At 71.7% G+C, this 16,537-nt stretch carries 21 protein-coding genes and 2 pseudogenes; 14 read left to right on the top strand and 9 right to left on the bottom strand.

Going from position 1 to position 16,537, the window contains the following annotated elements; all coding sequences use genetic code 11:
- Positions 1 to 232: 232 nt before the first annotated feature.
- The 4 genes from AB0O82_RS29180 to AB0O82_RS29165 form a co-directional block, all read right to left on the bottom strand.
- The gene (locus tag AB0O82_RS29180) at positions 233 to 718 is read right to left on the bottom strand and encodes a hypothetical protein (RefSeq protein WP_363586906.1); all 486 of its coding nucleotides are present in this window, start codon (positions 716 to 718) and stop codon (positions 233 to 235) included.
- Positions 719 to 933: 215 nt separating this feature from the next.
- The gene (locus AB0O82_RS29175; protein ID WP_363586905.1) at positions 934 to 1,308 is read right to left on the bottom strand and encodes a hypothetical protein; all 375 of its coding nucleotides are present in this window, start codon (positions 1,306 to 1,308) and stop codon (positions 934 to 936) included.
- 262 nt (positions 1,309 to 1,570) lie between these two features.
- A complete protein-coding gene (locus AB0O82_RS29170; RefSeq protein ID WP_363586904.1) occupies positions 1,571 to 2,245 on the bottom strand; it encodes an NUDIX domain-containing protein in 675 nt (224 codons plus the stop codon).
- A complete protein-coding gene (locus tag AB0O82_RS29165) occupies positions 2,242 to 2,625 on the bottom strand; it encodes a DUF4406 domain-containing protein (RefSeq protein ID WP_363586903.1) in 384 nt (127 codons plus the stop codon). The genes AB0O82_RS29170 and AB0O82_RS29165 overlap by 4 nt, the downstream gene beginning before the upstream one ends.
- Positions 2,626 to 2,673: 48 nt before the next feature.
- Between AB0O82_RS29165 and AB0O82_RS29160 the strand changes: the two genes are divergently transcribed.
- Complete coding sequence (locus AB0O82_RS29160; protein WP_363586944.1) at positions 2,674 to 3,432, top strand: DeoR/GlpR family DNA-binding transcription regulator; 759 nt, start codon at positions 2,674 to 2,676, stop codon at positions 3,430 to 3,432.
- Positions 3,433 to 3,853: 421 nt separating this feature from the next.
- Here the strand turns inward: AB0O82_RS29160 and AB0O82_RS29155 are convergent, their stop codons facing one another.
- Complete coding sequence (locus tag AB0O82_RS29155) at positions 3,854 to 4,480, bottom strand: methyltransferase domain-containing protein (protein ID WP_363586902.1); 627 nt, start codon at positions 4,478 to 4,480, stop codon at positions 3,854 to 3,856.
- Positions 4,481 to 5,236: 756 nt separating this feature from the next.
- On the opposite strand from AB0O82_RS29155, the pseudogene AB0O82_RS29150 reads away from it, so the two are divergent.
- The 4 genes and pseudogenes from AB0O82_RS29150 to AB0O82_RS29135 all read left to right on the top strand — a co-directional run.
- Positions 5,237 to 5,404, top strand: a pseudogene (locus AB0O82_RS29150) (helix-turn-helix transcriptional regulator); the annotation flags it as partial.
- A gap of 413 nt (positions 5,405 to 5,817) precedes the next feature.
- A complete protein-coding gene (locus AB0O82_RS29145; RefSeq protein WP_363586901.1) occupies positions 5,818 to 6,510 on the top strand; it encodes a DUF1062 domain-containing protein in 693 nt (230 codons plus the stop codon).
- A 150-nt stretch (positions 6,511 to 6,660) separates the two neighbouring features.
- Positions 6,661 to 6,897, top strand: coding sequence for a hypothetical protein (locus AB0O82_RS29140; RefSeq protein ID WP_363586900.1), 237 nt, complete (start codon positions 6,661 to 6,663; stop codon positions 6,895 to 6,897).
- Complete coding sequence (locus tag AB0O82_RS29135; protein ID WP_363586899.1) at positions 6,894 to 7,070, top strand: hypothetical protein; 177 nt, start codon at positions 6,894 to 6,896, stop codon at positions 7,068 to 7,070. Before AB0O82_RS29140 ends, AB0O82_RS29135 begins: the two co-directional genes overlap by 4 nt.
- A gap of 36 nt (positions 7,071 to 7,106) precedes the next feature.
- Here AB0O82_RS29135 and AB0O82_RS29130 read toward each other — a convergent pair whose 3' ends face one another.
- Positions 7,107 to 7,247, bottom strand: a complete 141-nt coding sequence (locus AB0O82_RS29130; RefSeq protein WP_363586948.1) for a hypothetical protein — start codon at positions 7,245 to 7,247, stop codon at positions 7,107 to 7,109.
- 591 nt (positions 7,248 to 7,838) lie between these two features.
- Between AB0O82_RS29130 and AB0O82_RS29125 the strand changes: the two genes are divergently transcribed.
- Positions 7,839 to 8,885, top strand: a complete 1,047-nt coding sequence (locus AB0O82_RS29125; RefSeq protein ID WP_363586898.1) for a glycosyltransferase — start codon at positions 7,839 to 7,841, stop codon at positions 8,883 to 8,885.
- A gap of 174 nt (positions 8,886 to 9,059) precedes the next feature.
- Here the strand turns inward: AB0O82_RS29125 and AB0O82_RS29120 are convergent, their stop codons facing one another.
- The gene (locus tag AB0O82_RS29120) at positions 9,060 to 9,665 is read right to left on the bottom strand and encodes an NIPSNAP family protein (RefSeq protein WP_363586897.1); all 606 of its coding nucleotides are present in this window, start codon (positions 9,663 to 9,665) and stop codon (positions 9,060 to 9,062) included.
- Positions 9,662 to 9,835 (bottom strand): hypothetical protein, encoded by a 174-nt coding sequence (locus AB0O82_RS29115; protein WP_363586896.1) that lies wholly within the window; start codon positions 9,833 to 9,835, stop codon positions 9,662 to 9,664. The genes AB0O82_RS29120 and AB0O82_RS29115 overlap by 4 nt, the downstream gene beginning before the upstream one ends.
- Before the next feature lie 55 nt (positions 9,836 to 9,890).
- On the opposite strand from AB0O82_RS29115, the gene AB0O82_RS29110 reads away from it, so the two are divergent.
- From AB0O82_RS29110 to AB0O82_RS29075, 8 genes are all read left to right on the top strand, one after another.
- On the top strand, positions 9,891 to 10,865 hold the full coding sequence (locus AB0O82_RS29110; RefSeq protein ID WP_363586895.1) for a WYL domain-containing protein: 975 nt from the start codon (positions 9,891 to 9,893) through the stop codon (positions 10,863 to 10,865).
- 231 nt (positions 10,866 to 11,096) lie between these two features.
- Positions 11,097 to 11,564, top strand: a complete 468-nt coding sequence (locus AB0O82_RS29105; RefSeq protein ID WP_363586894.1) for an acyltransferase — start codon at positions 11,097 to 11,099, stop codon at positions 11,562 to 11,564.
- Entirely contained in the window at positions 11,537 to 12,115 is a 579-nt protein-coding gene (locus tag AB0O82_RS29100) for a hypothetical protein (protein ID WP_363586893.1), read from the top strand. Before AB0O82_RS29105 ends, AB0O82_RS29100 begins: the two co-directional genes overlap by 28 nt.
- Positions 12,096 to 13,331 carry a cytochrome P450 gene (locus AB0O82_RS29095; RefSeq protein WP_363586892.1) on the top strand — a complete coding sequence of 412 codons (1,236 nt, stop codon included), beginning with the start codon at positions 12,096 to 12,098 and terminating at the stop codon, positions 13,329 to 13,331. Before AB0O82_RS29100 ends, AB0O82_RS29095 begins: the two co-directional genes overlap by 20 nt.
- A gap of 291 nt (positions 13,332 to 13,622) precedes the next feature.
- Positions 13,623 to 13,763 (top strand): lasso RiPP family leader peptide-containing protein, encoded by a 141-nt coding sequence (locus tag AB0O82_RS29090; protein WP_350878647.1) that lies wholly within the window; start codon positions 13,623 to 13,625, stop codon positions 13,761 to 13,763.
- A gap of 11 nt (positions 13,764 to 13,774) precedes the next feature.
- Entirely contained in the window at positions 13,775 to 15,607 is a 1,833-nt protein-coding gene (locus AB0O82_RS29085) for an asparagine synthase-related protein (RefSeq protein ID WP_363586891.1), read from the top strand.
- Positions 15,608 to 15,865: a lasso peptide biosynthesis PqqD family chaperone gene (locus AB0O82_RS29080; RefSeq protein WP_363586890.1), complete on the top strand. Its 258-nt coding sequence runs from the start codon at positions 15,608 to 15,610 to the stop codon at positions 15,863 to 15,865.
- Positions 15,862 to 16,290: a lasso peptide biosynthesis B2 protein gene (locus tag AB0O82_RS29075; RefSeq protein ID WP_331745183.1), complete on the top strand. Its 429-nt coding sequence runs from the start codon at positions 15,862 to 15,864 to the stop codon at positions 16,288 to 16,290. Before AB0O82_RS29080 ends, AB0O82_RS29075 begins: the two co-directional genes overlap by 4 nt.
- A 55-nt stretch (positions 16,291 to 16,345) precedes the next feature.
- Here AB0O82_RS29075 and AB0O82_RS29070 read toward each other — a convergent pair.
- A pseudogene (locus AB0O82_RS29070) lies at positions 16,346 to 16,537 on the bottom strand (hypothetical protein); the annotation flags it as partial.

The following is a 16,537-nucleotide window of genomic DNA, read 5'->3' as shown; positions in this document are numbered from 1 at the left end:
TCCTCCGCTTCCCGGCGGTGCCGGCCGGCGGGTGCCGAACGGCCCGGGCCGTTCGGCACCCAGTGGCGGGGCACCGTCTTTTCATGCGTTTCATGCGGCGGCGGCGTGCGGCGAGCGGTGCGGCGGTACAGGCGCCGGATCACCCGATACAGGCGCCGGGGGGCGGGGGCCGGACAGATCCTGGACTATCTGGCGGCGCTTGCGCGACCCTGGCGGTGCCCGACGGCCGGGATCAGTTCTTCCACACGCCCCAGTAGACGTCGGCGTTGTCGCCGGAGCCGCTCTCACGGGTGGTGCGGAAGACGCTGCTGGTGCCATTCTCGTCGTAGCTGTTGGAACCGGTGTAGGGGTTGGCCCAGTGCAGCTGGACGGTGTTGTTGTTGCGCCAGCCTTCCTCGCAGCCGTACGTGCTGAACGTCGCCCAGCCCTCGGTGCCGGTCAGGAACCCGTTGCTCTCCGACTGGAAGGTGGCGTCGCCGGTGTTCCCCAGGGTCTGCGGCGGCTCCTGGCCCTGCGTCCAGATGCCGTGGGCCAGAGCGTAGCCGGTCCGGTAGAGCGAGCAGCCGGTTCCGTTGTGCAGGTGGACGGTGGTGCTCCGGGCCGCCTGGGTGGTGGCCTGGGCGGTGGCCGGGGCGGCCTGGGCGGTGCCGGTGGCGATGGTGCCGAGCCCGATGGCGCTTACCGCAGCCAGCGCCGCGAAGCGTGCGGAGGTACGCATGGTTCCCTCGATTCCGTGTGCCTTCGGTGGGTGGCGCGGGCGGTGTCCCGCGCCGTGGTGAACGATGCGCCGCGCCGACAGACAAACGATGGACGCTGCGGCTCGCGCCGTTCACCGCACCGTTCGCAACGCCCGTCCATCGTTTGTCAGTTGGTGTGGCGTACGAGCACCCGGGCGGCCGCCCGTCCCGGCGAAGGCCCCGGAGACGTCCTCCCTCACAGTGGAGTGAGGATGTCCTGGTCCGCCCCGTCGAGGACGAAGCCGTTGTCCAGCCGGACCCGGACCGTCACCCGGTTCCCCCGTTCCCGGTGCGCGGTCCACTGCGGCTCCAGCGCGGCGATCTCCGCCTCCAGGCGCTCGCGGCTCGCCACCGGCATGGTGTGCCCGTAGTCCTCGAACAGCGCTTTGAGCCGCTGGTACTCGCGAACCTCATGGCTCTCCGGGAGTTCCCCGTCCACCCGCTCGACGGTGCCCTCCATCCCGGATCCCAGTGAGAGGAACCCGACGACGGCCCCGGGCTCCCCGGCGACCGCCTCACCGATCCTGAGATCCTCGGCCAACCTGACGCGCCGGCCTTCCTTCAGGGTCATCCGTCCTCTGCCTCTCCATCGATCGAGGCCGCCGGCGCCGCCGGCCCGCGGCCACGGCCATTATCCGCGGTCGTGTCACGGTGCAAGATCCTCGGCGACAGAGCCTCCGCCGTCTCCGAAGGTGAGCGAGGTGCTGCCGGCTGCTCTACCTGCACGGCTTGTCCTCGGGGGGCTTCGTGCCTGCGCTGGAGCAGTTCCTCGGCTCGGCGGCCGGCCTGTCACCGGCCACCGTGACCCGGCTGGCCAGGCAGTGGCGGCGTTGTCAGCGCTCGCTCGTTGGGGCGAAGGGCCCGTCCAGGGCTGCCCATTGCAGGAGCAGGATGGTCTTTCCGTCGGTGATGCGTCCCTCGCGGGTCATGGCGAGGGCCTGGGCGAAGGGCAGTTCGAGGACCTCGATGTCCTCGCCGTCCTCCTCGAGTCCGCCGCCGGTTCCGGTCCGGTCGGCCGGTGTGTAGGGGGCGGCGAAGAAGTGGAGGCGTTCGGTGACGGAGCCGGGACTCATGTAGGCGTCGAGGATGTGGGTGAGCGGTCCGAGGGTGACGCCGAGTTCTTCGGCGCTCTCGCGGCGGATGGCTGTGGGCGGGTCGTCCGCGTCGAGCAGGCCTGCGGCGGCTTCGATGAGCATGCCGTCGGGGTGGTCGTTGACGTAGGCCGGGTAGCGGAACTGGCGGGTGAGCAGGACTCGGCCGCGTTCGGTGTCGTAGGGCAGGACGACGGCGCCGTTGCCGCGGTCGTAGGTCTCGCGCTGCTGGGTCTCCCAGCGTCCGTCGCGGCGGCGGTAGTCGAAGGTGGTGCGCCGCAGGACGTGCCAGCCCTGGGAGGTGAGCTCGACGTCGCGGACCCGGATGTCGGGGTTGCGGTCCAGGCCGCGTCCGGCCTGGTCGAGGCCGGTGCGGCCGCGGTGGTCGGGGGTGTCGATGCCCGGGCGGCTGCTCACGCGGTCTCCGGCGGGGTGCGGCGGGGGATCTCGGCCGCGTCGTGGTAGACGGGCAGGCCGAGGCGGCGGGCGGTGGCGACGTCCTGGTCGGCTCCGGCGGAGTCGCCGGGCAGGCGCAGTACAGCGTCGCAGTGTGTGAGCAGGCGGTCGGCGGTCGGGTAGAGGACCTGGTCGGCGAGGGGGTCGGTGGGGCCCGCGCCGGCTGAGCGCAGGACGGGCAGGGCGATCCACTCCCCGATCACGGGCAGGTGGCCGGCGGCGAAGACGGGCCAGGCGGCGGCTTCGAGGCGGGCGAGGTTGACGGCCATGGCCTGCGGATCGCCGTCGGTGCCGGAGCGGTAGGGGCCGGCGATGAGGATGAGCATGGGCTTGTCGGGCATACGCGCTACGATACATGCAGAAACGTGCAAGAACAGGAGAGATTACGGATGCTGGCTGCTGAACGGCGCGACCACCTGCTCGGTCTGCTCGCCCGCGAGGGCAAGATCGTCGCCAAGGACGTCGCCGCCGACCTGGGGATCTCCGAGGACAGTGTGCGACGTGACCTGCGCGATCTTGCCGCCGAAGGACTCTGCCAGCGGGTCTACGGCGGCGCGTTGCCTGTCTCGCCGGCGGTGGTGGACTACGCCGCCCGACAGAGCGTGGCCCCAGACGGCAAACGGAAGGTCGCCTCGGCGGCCGCCGCCCTGGTGCGGCCGGGCAACACCCTGATCCTCGACGGCGGCACCACCGCCCTCGCCGTCGCCCACGCACTCCCGCAACACCTGGCCTGCACCGTGATCACCCACAGCCCGACGATCGCCGCGGCCCTGCTCGACCATCCGCAGGCGGAACTCTTCCTGCTCGGAGGCCGGATCTTCAAGCACTCGGCGGTCGCCTGCGGTGCCGCCGCGGTCGAGGCCGCGCAGAACATCTCCGCCGACCTCTGCCTGCTCGGCGTCACCGGCGTGCACCCCGAAGCGGGACTGACCACCGCAGACGCAGAGGAGGCCGCAATGAAGCGCGCCCTGGCCGCACGGGCCGCGGACACCTACATCCTCGCCTCCTCCGAGAAGATCGGCACCGCTTCGCGGTTCCGCGTCCTGCCCTGGGAGAAAGTCAGCGGACTGATCACCGACGCCGACCCTCACGACGCGGTCGTCGAGCAACTCAAAGCGCTCGGCCTGGAAGTCCTGCCAGCCGACTGACAGCTACGAGCCAACACGGGATCGCGGACCGGCCGGCACGTGTCCAGAGCACCATCCCGCCACCACCACGGCTCAGCGATCCACAGGAATTGACGATCACTCCTTCGACGGGCTGGTCGGTCGGATCGTTCGAACGGCACGTCGATCGTGGTGGCGTGTCTGCTGGCGCTGGATGTCATCCTGTTCGCCGCTGGATCGCCTCACTGCCTCAGACGGGATGAACCGACCCTCTCCTGCCCCGCTCGAATCCCGGCCGGGCCGTGTTCTAGGGTTTCGTGGTTCTGCCCCGGCGGGCAGGCCAGCCGGCGTCCCGCGAAGCCCAGCGGGACTGATCGTTCTCACGGTTACGTCCACCACCAGGGCCCGGTCTCGTCCGCGGCGCACATCCCCGCGACCACTCTGTCAGGCCCCGCACGGCCCGTCAGCTCCCGGGTCGCCGTGCCCAGAACAGGATATGGCCGCTGTCGCCCTCGGGGACGAACTCCTCGTGCGATACCTCCAAACCGGCTTGCAGCAGCCAGGACCGGTTCGTGTCCGCGTCCGCTTGACTCCACCACATCGCAGCCCCGCCACCGAGCCAGTTCTCGTCGGTCCCGGTCCAGGTTTGATGCCCGGTGGTGACCACAAGCCAGCCTCCCGGCCGCAGCCACGATGCGATCCGCCCCAGCAGGGCAGGCTGTTCCTCGACAGGAATGTGGATCAGCGCGTACAAGCAGATCACAGCGTCGAAGGTCCCCGACGGGAACGCCAGGGTCGTGGCGTCCGCTCGAATGAACTCGGCCTCCGGCGCCAGCTCCCGAGCCCGTTGGACCTGGACGTCGCTGATGTCGACGCCCGTGACACGGTGCCCCGCTGCGGCGAGCGACCGGACCACGGGGACTCCTGTCCCGCACCCCACATCCAGAACCACGCCCGCCTCCGGGAGCCGCCCGAGCAACTCCTCGATCCACGATCCGTACTTCGTCTCGCTGTTGAACACCCGCTCGTAATGCGCGGACAGCAGATCGTACCCACGCCGGACCAAGTCCTTCGGATCTTCAGCATCCACAATGGCGCACCGTAACGGTCTCTGGCCGGCGGAGCGACTCCATTCCGGCTGCCTCCGGCCGGGTCCGGCGGCCACCTCTGGCCCCACAGATCAAGGTGACGGTCCGGCTCGCCGACAACCCCTGACTTCGGCGTTCGATTTCCGACCTGGGCAAACGTCGCTGGAATCTTTAGGAATAGGCACTTACAGGGCTTCCCACCGGCGGATTAGGTGATAACCCACCTTGGCAAGGGCCGGCGACGGTCCTGTTCTACCGGCGCGAGACGAGGGGCCGCTGGACCCGCTGGAACACCGACTTCGCGGCGCAGAGCCTGCACGGCTTCGGCGTCGGCCTGCCGGCGCCGCTCGCCGTCGTCGCCGCGCCTCGATCATTGCCTCCCACCTCGGTTGATTGCTAAGAGCGTGTGATATATCACTTTCGGTTATGTCGATGATTCGTGTCGCACCATGAACACCCTGCCTGTAGCCGACGCCCGGAGCGCAGGATGGGGGGCCTACCTCCGACTGGCCAAGGCCGACTCACTCGACCGGTTCCTCTTACCGATCCTCGTCGGCTGGTCTGCTCTGTCGACCGAGTCCTGGCTGTCCGCCAGCAGTGCCCGCGTGGTCACGCTGATCACACTCGGCACGGGGTCACCTGCCTCGCCTGGTCACGGCGGTTGTCACCGCCTGGGGCAGCGAACCGGCCGGTCAAGGCCGGCGCTCCAACCCGGCGGGGGACGGCCGCCGTGTGCATCACCAGAGCACTACGCCGACCTGACGCTCCAGGAGACGCAGATCGTCCGCTTCGTCGCCCAGGGGATGTCCAACCGGGACATCGCCGCCCAGCTCTTCCTGAGTTCGCGAACGGTCGCCTACCGCCTCTGGAAGGCCTATCCGAAGCTCGGCGTCGGCTCGCGCGGGGAACTGGCGGCGCTGGTCTGACGGCGCTGGTCCGAAAAAACCGGTTGCGGGGGAGCGCGGCCCAGATCACGATGTGCGGCATGTACCTGTGCTGACGACTGCCACGTAGCAACTCACCCCTACGCGATCGACCTCTGCGCCGGGCCACCGGCCGCGCGCTGAGTCGATGACACGCGCGCTCACGCGATCGACCGCCCTCGGCGCTCGGCCATGCCGCCATGTGGCCATGTCCCGAGGCGATGAGACGCGCTGTCGCGAGTTGCCACGGAGAGACACACCTGTCGCGCGATCGACTTCGGGGCGCCCGCTATGCGGCCACCCGCCCCGAGGCGATGACACGCGCCCTCGTGAGCACTCGTCAGATCCCAGGAGCCCCGGCCGATCCAGCCGATCCGGCCTGCGCGCGTTCCTGCTGAACCAGGAAACAGACCACCATGCATACCGAACGCAAGGCCCGCTGGGCCGTGCGCCAGTCCGCGCTGCCCACCGTCGTCCGCAGCTGCCCGGACTGCTCCAGCACACGGCACCGGCCCTCAGGCAAGATCCGTGTCAACGCCAACGGCAAGCTCATCGACGTCTGGCTGCTGCTCAGCTGCGCGGGCTGCGACCGGACCTCGAAGGTGCCCGTCCACGAGCGCGTCCACACGTCATCGCTGGAACCCGCCCGCAGGGAGGCGTACGAGAACAACGACCTCGCCGTGGTGCGGGAACTGACGATGAGTGCGTCGCTCGCCGCCAAGAACGGCTACCGCCTGGACTGGAGCGGCACCTGGGAGCTGGAGGCACGCACGCCGCTCCACGCGATCGACGATCCGACCCCGCTGACGGTGCTGGTGAGCTTCGAGCTGCCGGTCCCGGTCCGGGTCGAACGCCTGCTCATGTCCGGCCTCGGCCTCAGCCGCAGCCGGGTCCGCCGGATGGTCGCGGACGGCCGCATCCGCCTGCCGCTCGCCCCGGACGCCAAGGCGCGCCGGGACTTCGAGCTGACGGTCCACGCTCCGGCGGCGACCCTGGCTCAGCTCGCGGCTCCGGTCGCGGCGACGCGGCGGGAGGCGGTGCGCGAACTCGGCGCCGCCGACACCGTCGAGGCGCCGCTGCGCCTGTCGCGCGCGGTGTCCGGGGCGTAGGCCGACGGCTCGGTGCGGGGCGGTACCCGCGCGCGGCTCACGGACTCGCCGTTCGTGAGCCGCGTGGTGGGCTCCCGCGTGGTGGGTCCAGCCTCCTCCGACGACGCAGTCCGGGGTACCGCAACGGTGGTGGCAGGCGATGATCGGAGCGTGACCGGCTCCCCGGGCGTCCCCAGGCCCGACGGCATGATCGTCGCCATCGACGCAGGTCACCAGGCTGTGTGCTTCTACCGTCACTACCCGCAGCCGGTGGCCGCGGTACGGCGGCACCTGCCACGCCCGACCCTGCTGCGGCGCTGGCTGGCTGCCACCGACCGGTTGGATCCGGCGGAGGGCGGCGCGGTGGTGCTGCGCTGCTGGCCACCGATCCCGACGGCCGCACCGTGATCGCCTCCGGCGCCGTCACGGCCTACGATCCGCCGACCCTGTTGGAGCTGGACCTCGACCCGCACGGGCGGGTCCGGTTCGACCTGACCGACGAGGGCGGCGGCACGGCTCTCGCCTTCAGCACCAAGCTGCCCGCGCCCTCCTCCGGGAGGCTTCCGGGAAGCGGGTGGTGACAGACATCGCGACCAGGTGACAACTACCTTGACCAGTCACACCAGGGTGCTGACGGCGATCAGGGGCAGGGCCAGTTCGGCGGTCCTGTCGCCGAACTGTGAGGCCGACTGACCGGCCCAGAAGCGGCGGAACCGCCGATCCCGCCACAGCGGGCCCGTGTCGGTGGAGGTGGTCAAGGATCGCCAGCCGCACCGGATGCGCCAAGGCCCGCATGGCTTGGGGGTCAGTGATCTCGATATCGTCCAGGCGATTGTTGGAGGCCATGGCGTGAGAGTCAACTCTCGCATCGGCGGCTTCGTCTGTGGTCCTGCGCTCGGCGCCCCTCTCCGGTCCTGGCCGCGACGGGGTTCCGTGCCCGTGTGCAGCCCCTCTGCCTTCCGTCCGCCGACGGCGGTACCGGGAGCGGCACAGGCCCCCCAGGTGGGAGATCGTCAGGTTCCGGCCGAAGCCCGCGGCGCCGCATGTCCATCGGGGGGTCGGCAGAGAACAGTTGTACTCGACCGGTCGGTGATTGCGTCCCACTCCTTGGCAGGGGCGGCAGCCCGGAGAGCGCCCCGGGTAGCGCCGGTCCCTCGACCGCGTCGGGCCGGTGACACGCGGGGGCATTGCTGCCACCCTGAGCGTATGAGTACGGGCCAGGCCCAGCCGCTGTGCACGGACGTTGCTCCACGGCACCGGGAAGGCGATGCCGCCTCCCCGGCCCAACCGCCCACGCCCGTAACCCCCGTGGTCTGGTCCTACCGATCGTTGTTTCTCAGGGAGGCACGATGACCGGCCGAGTGATCTACGCGTCGTTCGAGTTCCAGTTCCCGCTGGGCGGCATTCGGGTGCTGAACCAGCAGGTCTCGCTGCTGCGGGCCGTCGGCGTCGAGGCGTTCCGCTGGACGCCAACGCCGGGATTCCGTTACACGTGGTTCGACGACGACGTGCCGACGCTGTCCGGCATGACCTTGGACCTCGGGCCCGAGGACGTGCTGGTGCTGCACGAGGTCAGCGTGGTCCCGGGCCACGACCCGGCGCCCGGCGGCCACAAGGTGATCTACTCGCAGGGGCACTACGTCAACTTCCTGACCTGCCCGGAACCCGGCCCGTATCCGGGATGGTCGGACCGGCCGGCTCTGTGGACGATCTCGAAGGCGGGCGTCGACATGTTCCGCCGCGCCCTGCCCGAGTTCGAACCGCACCTGGTGCCGAACGTCATTGACACCGAGTTGTTCCGACCGGCGTCGACCGAGCGGGTTCGGCGCATCGCGTGGATGTCCCGCAAGCGCCCGATCGAGACCACTCTGCTCCGCCGTCTGCTGCACGCCGACCCGCGGTTCGAGGGCGTGGAGCTGTACGACATCCACGCGGTCCCCCACGAGGAGGTCGCTCGCGTCCTGTCCGACACGTCGGTGTTCATCGCGTTGGGAGCGCCCGAGGGCGAGGGCTTCGGATTGCCGCCGGCCGAGGCGATGGCCAGCGGCTGCCTGGTGACGGGTTACGCCGCCGGCGGCGGAGCGGAACTGTTCGACTCGCCGTCCGCGTGGCGGATCCCGGAGCTCGAAACGGATCGGTTGGCGGACAAGGCCCTTGAGCTGCTCGACCTGCCCGGCCAGGACGAGGTGCGGCGGGCGGGCCGTCAGTGGGTCGCCGACCGGTACACCACCCGGGCCGCCGTCGAGGCACTGATCGAGGGCATCCGCAAAGCGCGTGCCCTCCCCGGCGGGGCGGCGAAGGCCACCCATCCGGCCGCCTGGATGGAGGAGTTGTTGAGGCGCTTCCCGGTGCCGCCGGAGACGCACGCCCGGGTGGAACCACCGGCCGCTTCGTAGTCCTCCAGCCGGACTGCTCCGTTCCCGCCGGCCACCGGCCCGAAAGCGGGGAGCGACGGCCCGCACCAGCGCGGTGCAGGCCGTCGCCACCTCGCACGACCCCGTGCTCGGCGGGTGACGCAGCAGGTCAGGCCGGACGTCGGCCTGCCCACCCACGGCCCGCTGCGACAGGCTTCAGCGGGAGTGTTGCCGCACGGGCGAGAGGTGCAGTTGCTGCGGGGCGGAGTGCAGGTGTGTCGAGAGGTCCGGCAGGGGGGCGGTGTCGCCCGTGGTGAACCACACCAGGACGTCCTCGCCGGCCCGTACGGGCAGGGCGGGGAAGTCGTTCTCCGCGTGTTCGGTGCGGTGAACCGCCAACGGCGGGGTCCGGACGGCCAGTTCCGGGCGCAGACGCCGCTCGAAGTGGTCGGCGAAGGCGGCGGGGTCCAGGGGGTGGCAGATGGTCGCGACGACCGGTCCGGCGTCGGCCGGGGTGGTGAAGCCCGGGCCGCGCAGCAGCAGGACGTCGTCCGAGTCCACCATCGTCGCGTTGGCGGCGTCCCGGTGCTCCTTCCAGACCGGCCCGTAGTAGAAGGCGTGCAGTGCTCGTGCCCGCGACGCCATGTCCGGGAAGCTGCGCAGCCAGACGAAGCGGTCCGGGTCGTCCAGGTCCCGGAACCGGCCGCCGACGGTGATGCCCACTGCCTGCTGTCCGGTCACGAACTCCCGCTCGAAGAGGTCGATCAGAGTGTCGCGGGCACCTTGGTGCAGGGTGTACTGGCGCAGTTCGACGATGCTCACGAGGCGTCCTGCAACTGGACACGGCTGAGCTCCGTGACCCGGTCGAGCGCCCTGCTGTGTCCGCCGTTCACGGAGAACTCCTGCGCCCGGCTGTCACCGCCGGCCGGAACCCCGGTGAGTCTGCGGACGGCCATGCCCCGGGAACCGTGGAGGAAGTCGGAATCGATCATGGCCGCAGGCTAGAACCGGTCCACTGACACCTCCTGTCAGTGGATACTGACAGCTGTGCGCGCCAGCCGACTGATCTCGCTGCTCCTGCTCCTCCAGAACCGGGGAAGGATGACGGCCCGGCAGCTCGCCGACGAGCTGGAGGTGTCGGTCCGCACGGTCTACCGGGACCTCGAAGCGCTCGGCGCCGCCGGGATCCCGCTGTTCGGCGAGGCCGGTCACGGCGGCGGCTACCGGCTGCTCGACGGGTACCGCACCCGGCTGACGGGCCTGACCGCCGATGAGTCGCAGGCCCTGTTCCTGGCCGGGCTGCCCGGCCCGGCGGCCGAGTTGGGCCTGGGCGAGGTCCTGGCGGCCGCCGAGCTCAAGCTGCGGGCCGCCCTACCGGCGGAGCTCCGCGAGCGGGCCGGGCTGATCCAGGAGCGCTTCCACCTCGATGCGCCCGGCTGGTACGGGGACGTGGACGAGACGCCGCACCTGGCGGCCGTCGCGGCCGCGCTCTGGGACCGGCGCAGGGTGTGGGTCCGCTACCGGCGGTGGAAGGCGCCCACCGAGGTGGAACGGCGACTGGAGCCGTACGGACTGGTCCTCAAGGCCGGCCGCTGGTATCTGGTCGCTGCCGCGGGCGGTGCCACCCCGCGTACGTACCGGGTCGACCAGATCCTCGAACTGCGAGAACTGGAAGAGGAGTTCCAGATACCCGCGAGCTTCGACCTGGCTGCACACTGGCGGGACCGGCTCGCCGACTTCCATGCCCGACTGCACACCGCGGAGGCGACGGTGCGACTGTCGCCGCGCGGTGTCGCCCGGGGCCGCGAGCAGCTCGGCCGCGCGTTCGACCGGGCGGTCACGGATTCGGGGGTGACCGAGGCGGACGGCTGGACCAGGGCGTCCGTGCCCATCGAGTCCCTTGGCCACGCCCACGACGAGTTCCTGAGACTGGGCACCGACGTGGAGGTCCTCGAACCACCGGAGCTGCGTGCCCGGCTGGCCGCGACCGCCCGCGCACTCGCCGACCGATACGGGGCCTGACGTGGGTGAATTCCCTTCCCTGCCCTCCGCCTCTGACGGGACGTGTGCCGGGTCGCCTGTCCGCCGGCCCGGGCCGACCTGCCTGCCCGATCCGCTGGGCCGATCCGCTGGGCCGCACGGTGCGATGCGGTGCATCGAGGAAATCCGCTTGACCGTTCCGGCGGGGCCATTTGATAGTGGCCCAAACAGTCTGCGCACATGCTCGGATTCCACACGGGAAGCCCTGGTGGCGTGGATGTCGTCATCGACAGGGAAGCGGTGATGCAGACGCCGGAACCGTCCGCTCGTCCGAGCCGCCTGCCGTCGCTGACCGGTATGCGGTTCATCGCGGCGTTCGCCGTGCTGGTATCCCACCTGGCCGGTCAGATCGTCGGATCGATACACCCCGGTCTGCCGTACCTGATCACGACCCTCGGACCGGTCGGGGTGGCGTTCTTCTTCGTGCTCAGCGGCTTCATCCTCACCTGGGTCGCCGACCCGAACGACACCGCCGGACTGTTCTGGCGCCGACGCCTGGTGAAGATCCTTCCGAATCACCTGACGACCTTCACGGCCACCGTGGCGTTGATGGCCGCTGCGGGCGTTCCGATCATGGTGATCAACACGATCCCGCCGCTGCTGCTGATCGAGCCCTGGATTCCCGACTTCGACGCCCTCGGCGGGCTGACCGGATGCTCGAATTCGTCTTCGGCATCCTGATGGCGCGCATCGTGATCTCGGGGAAGTGGATCCGTCTGGGCATGACGCCGGCGTTCCTGCTGACCATCGCCTGCGTGGTGGTCCAGTCCCACCTGCCCGGCGTGTTCCGCCTCTGCGCCGGACCGACCGCGGCCGCACTCGCCCTGCTGATCGCGGCCGCCGCCTCCGCCGACGTACGCACCGCACGCACCCCCTTCAGCGGCCGGACCATGGTGTGGCTCGGCGAGATCTCGTTCGCCCTCTACCTCGTGCACTACCTCGTGATCCAGTACGGCCCGATCGACGGCGTGCACGCCACGGGCGGGACGGCGGGCGGCGCCGCGTCGACGCGGCTGGTGCACATCCTGCTCACCGTCGCGATCAGCCTCGTCCTCGCGGCGGCCCTCTACACACTGGTCGAACGCCCGGCGGTCCGACGCTTCAGCCGGCCGCGCGGCCGCCGCGCCGGACCCACCCCGGTCCGTGAGGACGGCCGGCCCCGTACGCGTCGGCGCGATGAGCTCTCCCTCCGTCATCCTGGAGCCGTCACCCATGACGAAACCCAGCCCTGACCCGGCATCAGAACTTCCCGGACTCCTCGGACTCCCCGAATTCCCGGTCACCCGGCCGGACTCCTGCCCCCTCGACCCCGACGAGACCTACGCCCGGCTGCGCGCCCACGCGCCGGTGTCACCGGTGCGCTGCCCGGCCGGGATGGACGCATGGCTGGTCAGCCGCTACGAGGACATCCGGAGCGTGCTCACGGATCCCCGGCTGAGCTCCCGCGGCGCGGGATCGATGCACATGCTGCCCTCCTACGACCGGCGCGACCCGGCCCCGGGCTCGATGATCCAGCTGGACGGGGAAGAGCACGCACGGCTGCGACGGCTGCTGATCGGCGAGTTCACCGTGCGACGGATGGAGGCGCTGCGTCCGTCCGTCCAGCGGATCACCGACCGGCACGTCGATGCGATGCTCGCCGGGTCGAGCGCCGACCTGGTACGGGACTTCGCGCTGCCGATCCCGTCGCTGGTGATCTGCGAGCTGCTCGGCGTGCCCTACGACGACCACGAGTCCTTCCAACACGACAGCGAGGTGCTGATCGGCTTCGGGGCCGACGCGGCCACCCGCGACGCGGCCACCCGGCGGCTGGAGGGCTACCTCGGCGAGCTGATCGTTCGGCGCCGGGCCGAGCCGCGGGACGACCTGCTGAGCCGGCTGATCGTCCGCGGCGAGGCGACCGAACACCCCCCGACCATAGGGGAGTTGGCCACGCTCGGCGTACTGCTGCTGGTCGCCGGGCACGAGTCGACGGCCAACATGATCGCGCTCAGCGCCCTGGTGCTGATGGCGGACCGGGAGCGGGTGGCCGCGCTGCGGGCCGCCCCGGACACCATCGGCACGGCCGTGGAGGAACTGCTGCGCTACCTGTCCGTGATCCAGTTCGGGCTGCTGCGGTACGCCACGGAGGGCGTCACCGTCGGCGGTACCGCGGTGGCGGCGGGAAGCTGGCTGGTCGCCGCGATCCCGTCCGGAAACCGGGACGAGGACGTGTTCCCGGCCCCGGACACCGCCGACCTGCGCCGACCGCCCCGCACACACCTGGCGTTCGGGTTCGGTCCGCACCAGTGCATCGGCCAGCAGCTGGCCCGGATCGAGTTGCAGGTCGCGCTGACCACACTGCTGCGCCGCGTGCCGGGGCTACGGCTGGCCGAGCCGTTGGCGCAGTCCGCGTTCAAGCACAACGACATCGTCTTCGGCCTGCGGAGCATGCCGGTCCTCTGGTGACGTCCGGGGCTTCGAGGGCTCGCGGCGCCCGCCGGCGGCCACGGCAGCGGCGGGCCCGCGTTCTCCCGCGTTTCCCTCTGGCCGGATCCAGCCCCTCCGCCCTCCGTGCGCGCGGACCGGCACTCACGTGCCCGGCAGCCCCGGGAGCGGCACCGGCCGCCCAGGTGGGAGACCGTCAGGTTCCGGCCGAAGCCTCCGGCACCGCTTGTCCATCGGGGAGTCGGCAGAGAACAGTTGTACTCGACCGGCCGGTGATCGCGTCCCACTCCTTGTGAACGAGAGGACATCGTCATGACCGACGTGTACGAGCCCCCGACGCTGGACGTGTACGAGCCCCCGATGCTGATCGAACTCGGTGACTTCGCGGACCTCACCCGGGGCTTCGACATCGGCAACCAGTCCGATGTCCACGGCTACTACCTCGCCCCCTGAGGAACCGGCCGATGAGCGGTCACCCGCGGACCTGGTTCGTGGTCCTTCCGGACACCGAAGCCGGGGCCGCGACGGCCGCGGTGTGGGGCACGGCCGAGTGCCGTGCCCTGCACCACCCCAGCGGGCGTCCCTGGATCCTCGGCCACTGGCCGGCCGACGAGCCGGTCACCGCCCAGGCCGGACCGGTCGCGCTGGCCGTGTTCGGCACCTCCGACGCCGACCCGCACCGCCTGCGCCGCCACGCCGAACGCGTTCGCGACCCGCGGGACGTGCTCGCCCTCGGCGGCGACCTCGCAGGCAGCTTCCACCTCCTCGCCACCGTGCACGGCACCGTGGCCGCGCGCGGCTCGCTGTCCGGACTGCGCCGACTCCACCTGGCCGAGGTCGACGGCGTCCCCGTGCTGTCCGACCGGGCCGACGTCCTGGCCGCCGCCGCCGGCCTCAGCCCGTCCCTCGACCGGCTCGCCCTCAGGCTCGCCGAGCCGCTGCCGCACCCCGTCGACGCGCTGCCCCTGTGGCCGGAACTCGCCGCCGTGCCGCCGAACCACGCGGCCGTGCTCGCCCCCGGACGCCCCGCCCGCACCCTCGCCCACTGGCACCCGCCGGCCCCGCAGCGAGCCCGGCCCGAAGCCGCGACGGCGCTCGGCCAGGCCCTGCGCCGGGCCGTCGACACCCGGACCAGGGACGGCGGGCTCATCGCCGCCGACCTCTCCGGCGGGCTGGACTCCACACCCCTGTGCTTCCTGGCCGCCACGGGCCCGGCCGAACTGCTCACCGTCACCATCGGCTCCGTCGACCCCCACCACGAGGACGCCGCCTGGGCGCAGCGAGCCGCGCACCACCTGCCCGGCCGACGACTCGTGCTGGCGGCCGAGGACATTCCCGCGATGTTCGCCGACATCGACACACCCGGACCGCAGGGCGACGAACCGTTCGCCTGGACCCGGACCAGAGCCCGCGACGAAGCCGTCGCCCGGCTGCTCGCGACGCACGGCGCCCGGCTGCGGATCAGCGGCGAAGGCGGCGACGAGGTGCTGCAGGCCCTGCCCGCCTACCTGCGCACCGTCCTGCCACGGCACCCGGCCACCGCCGCCCGCCACCTGCGCGGACACCGGGCCCGCCTGCGCTGGACGCTGCCGGACGCCCTGAGCGCCCTCAGCGACCCCCGGCCGTATTCGGCCTGGCTCGCCCGCGCCGCCGACCGCCTCACCCACCCCGACCCGCCGCGCACCACCCAACTGCTCGGCTGGGGGATGGCACCCCGGCTGCCGCCCTGGGCCACCGCCCGGACCGCCGAACTGGTACGCGAACAGCTGCGGGCCGGCCAGGGCTCGGAACCGCTGGCGCCGGAGCACGCCCAGCACCAGGCGCTGCGCATGGTCCGGCACAGCGCGGCGGCCATGCGGCAGCTGATCGACGCCACCGCCCGCGCGGGAACGCCGTACAGCGTGCCCTTCCTGGACGACCAGGTCCTGGACGCCTGCCTGGCCGCCGACCCCGCCACCCGCGGAACGCCCTTCGCGTACAAGCCGCTGCTCACCGCGGCCGTCGCTCCCGACGTGCCGGCCGACCTCCTCCGGCGCACCGGCAAGGGCGACTTCAGTCCGGACACCTACCAGGGGCTCGCCCGCCACCGCGCCGAACTCGCCGCGCTCATCGACGACAGCACCCTGGCCCGCGCCGGACTGGTCGACCCCGCCGTCCTCCGGCAGGCCTGCCTCGGGCTGTACCCGCCCGGCACCTCCTACGCGGCCCTGGACGCGACGCTCGCCTGCGAGCACTGGCTGCGCGCCCACGGGACGAGCCGGCACCCCGCTTCCCCGACCACCGCCCAAGGAGCTTGAATGGCCACCCGGTTGCGCCCCGACGTGACGCTCACCCCGACCGACGACGGCGCCGTCGTCCTGGACGAACGCTCCGGCCGCTACTTCCAGTTGAACCGCACCGGGCTGCTCATCCTGCGGTCCCTGCTGGAGGACCGGACCGCCGACGAGATCGCCGCCGACCTCGGCGGCCGGTTCCCGGTCACGGCGGCCCGGGCACGTTCCGACGTCGACCGGCTGCACGAGAGCCTGCGCACCGCCGGGCTGGTCACCGGATGAGCCTGCACGCGCACGCCGACCACGTGGGCCGGCCGCCCTGGCACCTGCGGCCGGCCGTGCTCGCGGCGATCGGCGCGGCGCGGCTGGTCGAACGGCTCCCCCCGGCCCGGATCCGTCGGCTGATGAGCGCACTGCGGCGCGGCGCCCGCCCCGCCGGCCGGGCCGAGGCGCTGGCCGCCCGGCAGGCCGTGGTCGCCCTCAGCATGCGCTGCGCCGGCCAGGGGTGTCTCCAACGCTCGATCGCCGCAGCGCTGTTGTGCCGCACGCGCGGCACCTGGCCGACCTGGCGCACGGGCGTGCGAACCGCCCCGTTCCGCGCCCACGCGTGGATCGAGGCCGACGGCGAACCCGTCGACGAGCCCGCCGAACTCGCCCACTTCCACCCGCTGATCACCGTCGCACCGGAACACCGACCGGGCCCGTGACCTCGTCGCCTCGCCCGGGTCCGGCCGTGGGTGGGTGCCGGTGGTGTGGTCGGGGTTACTTGCCTGCGGCCGTCATGGAGGTGACGGCGTCGGTGACGGTGGCGCGGTAGTTGCCCAGGTGGGGGTTGAGGACGCGGGTGTCGCTGGTGAGCGGGAAGTTGTGGGTGGCGGCGAGGGGCATGTTGGTGTCGTCCTGGTCGGCGAGGACGTTGAGTTCGTTGATGTCGGGGGTGGTGCCGGTGGTGGC

This window comes from Kitasatospora sp. NPDC088264, assembly GCF_040685715.1.
Lineage (GTDB): Bacteria > Actinomycetota > Actinomycetes > Streptomycetales > Streptomycetaceae > Kitasatospora.
This window is presented reverse-complemented; position numbering and strand designations above follow the sequence as displayed.

Bases quoted from the DNA above. Each gene is read 5' to 3' on its own strand.
- AB0O82_RS29085 (WP_363586891.1), top strand. From the start codon at position 13,775: ATGAGCGGTCACCCGCGGACCTGGTTCGTGGTCCTTCCGGACACCGAA.
- AB0O82_RS29175 (WP_363586905.1), bottom strand. From the start codon at position 1,308: ATGACCCTGAAGGAAGGCCGGCGCGTCAGGTTGGCCGAGGATCTCAGG.
- AB0O82_RS29075 (WP_331745183.1), top strand. From the start codon at position 15,862: ATGAGCCTGCACGCGCACGCCGACCACGTGGGCCGGCCGCCCTGGCAC.
- AB0O82_RS29090 (WP_350878647.1), top strand. From the start codon at position 13,623: ATGACCGACGTGTACGAGCCCCCGACGCTGGACGTGTACGAGCCCCCG.
- AB0O82_RS29095 (WP_363586892.1), top strand. From the start codon at position 12,096: ATGACGAAACCCAGCCCTGACCCGGCATCAGAACTTCCCGGACTCCTC.
- AB0O82_RS29165 (WP_363586903.1), bottom strand. From the start codon at position 2,625: ATGCCCGACAAGCCCATGCTCATCCTCATCGCCGGCCCCTACCGCTCC.
- AB0O82_RS29180 (WP_363586906.1), bottom strand. From the start codon at position 718: ATGCGTACCTCCGCACGCTTCGCGGCGCTGGCTGCGGTAAGCGCCATC.
- AB0O82_RS29115 (WP_363586896.1), bottom strand. From the start codon at position 9,835: ATGATCGATTCCGACTTCCTCCACGGTTCCCGGGGCATGGCCGTCCGC.
- AB0O82_RS29080 (WP_363586890.1), top strand. From the start codon at position 15,608: ATGGCCACCCGGTTGCGCCCCGACGTGACGCTCACCCCGACCGACGAC.
- AB0O82_RS29125 (WP_363586898.1), top strand. From the start codon at position 7,839: ATGACCGGCCGAGTGATCTACGCGTCGTTCGAGTTCCAGTTCCCGCTG.
- AB0O82_RS29145 (WP_363586901.1), top strand. From the start codon at position 5,818: ATGCATACCGAACGCAAGGCCCGCTGGGCCGTGCGCCAGTCCGCGCTG.
- AB0O82_RS29100 (WP_363586893.1), top strand. From the start codon at position 11,537: ATGCTCGAATTCGTCTTCGGCATCCTGATGGCGCGCATCGTGATCTCG.
- AB0O82_RS29160 (WP_363586944.1), top strand. From the start codon at position 2,674: ATGCTGGCTGCTGAACGGCGCGACCACCTGCTCGGTCTGCTCGCCCGC.